This window comes from Streptomyces sp. NPDC054841, assembly GCF_053611045.1.
Genome location: NZ_JBSGZO010000153.1, coordinates 1 through 1,638 on the forward strand (window position 1 = coordinate 1; position 1,638 = coordinate 1,638).

The following is a 1,638-nucleotide window of genomic DNA, read 5'->3' on the forward strand; positions in this document are numbered from 1 at the left end:
CGGACAGCGAGCGGGGTCCGGTGCATGGGGTCTCCCCAGGCCCGCAGGGCCTGTTACTGCGACGTCGGACGGCATCGGGATGTCGGTCGCTGTCGCACGGTCCGCCGCGCCGGGCGGGGGCGGAACGGAGCAGCCGTCTCGACCGGGTACTGGTAGTGGTCGAGCGACGTGGTCACGCCGACGGTGACCGCGGCCTCGACCGTCCGGGCCGCCGACCTGATGTGGAGACGAGATGCCGACGAGAATCCTGCTGGAAGGGCGGCCCGGCGCGGGGAAGACCACCGCCGTCCGACGACTCGTTCCGCTGCTGCGTGGGCGGAACGTCGTGGGTTTCACCACGGAGGAGATTCGGCACGGGGGTATCCGGGCCGGCTTCGTTCTGGAGACTCTGTCCGGCCGACGGGCGGTGCTCGCCCATGCCGACTTCCCGGGGCCGCCTCGGATCGGCCGTTACGGCGTCGACCTGAGCGTCATGGAACGGCTTGCACTGCCGACTCTGACGGCGGCGGCGCATCCGGCCACGGGGCAGCTCGTGCTCATCGACGAGCTCGGCGGGATGGAGCTGGCCTGCACCGCGTTCCGCGACGTCGTCCGAGCCCTCTTCGACGCCGATGTGGACGTCGTCGCCACGGTCCATGCACGGCACGACCCGTTCACGGACGCACTCAAACGGCGCGCCGACATCGACGTCGTCCTGCTCAACGCGGCGAACCGGGACCTCCTCCCCGTCGAGCTCGCGGCACGGCTCGAGAACGGGTGAGACGGTGGTGCGGCCGGCGCCGCACGGACTTCTGGGGACGCCGTCACGGGCCCGTCCACTACTCCGTGTGCAACCCCTCCGCTTCCACCTCCGGGGTCCGGTCGGTGTCCCCTCGCCGAAGCGTCGGGCGAGCGCGTTCGCCGGCAGCGCGGCGGTCGTGTCGCTCAGGCGTCCTGGCTCCGCCGGGTTCGGCCCGGGCTCCCAGCGATCGAGCCGGGTCGTCCGATTGCCGACCGAGCGGCGGAAGCGGGTGACGGCGGTGGGTCCTTCCGGTTCGCGGAGCAGCAGGTTCGCCGCGGCGTTGACGCTGGGGCTGACGGTGGCGGCGCGCCGTTCAGAACGTCGTGGGACCGGCACGGGAGGGGCGCTGGGTCAGCGTCGGCGGCCAGGGGCGGACAAGGCGGCGGTGAAGTCGTCCAGGGCCGCGAAGCTGTGGGCGCTGACGACGGCGTCGCAGTAGGGCAACGCGGCGGCCATGCCGCCGACGAGCGGACGGTAACGGGGGCTGGCCGTACGGGGGTTGACCCATACGACGCGGTATGCGACGCGGGACAGCCGTGCCATGTGCGTGGCGAGGTCGGCGGGCCGGCCGGTGTCCCAGCCGTCGGAGACGATGACGACCACGGCGCCGTGCGCCATGCCGCGTCGGCTGAATCGTTCGTTGAACTCCGCGAGGCAGTCCGCTATCCGGGTGCCCCCGGACCAGTCCGGGGCCGCCTGCCCGGCCCGTGCCAGGGCGTCGTACGGCCCGGCCCGCCGGAAAACGGGCGTGAGGCGGGTGAGGCGGGTGGCGAAGGTGAACACCTCGGCCCGGGCTGCGCGCGAGGCGCAGTAGAGCAGTTGCAGCATTGCGCGGGCGTAGGGCTCCATCGATCCGG

2 protein-coding genes are annotated in these 1,638 nt (G+C 72.7%); one reads left to right on the top strand and one right to left on the bottom strand.

Going from position 1 to position 1,638, the window contains the following annotated elements:
• Nucleotides 1-232 precede the first annotated feature (232 nt).
• Nucleotides 233-760, top strand: a complete 528-nt coding sequence (locus tag ACWGI8_RS21015) for a nucleoside-triphosphatase (protein ID WP_453662931.1) — start codon at nucleotides 233-235, stop codon at nucleotides 758-760.
• Nucleotides 761-1,132: 372 nt separating this feature from the next.
• Here the strand turns inward: ACWGI8_RS21015 and ACWGI8_RS21020 are convergent.
• On the bottom strand, nucleotides 1,133-1,638 hold a 506-nt coding region (locus ACWGI8_RS21020), incomplete at its 5' end, for a VWA domain-containing protein (protein WP_453662932.1).

Coding starts and splice junctions, on each gene's coding strand:
- ACWGI8_RS21015 (WP_453662931.1), top strand. CDS start 233: ATGCCGACGAGAATCCTGCTGGAAGGGCGGCCCGGCGCGGGGAAGACC.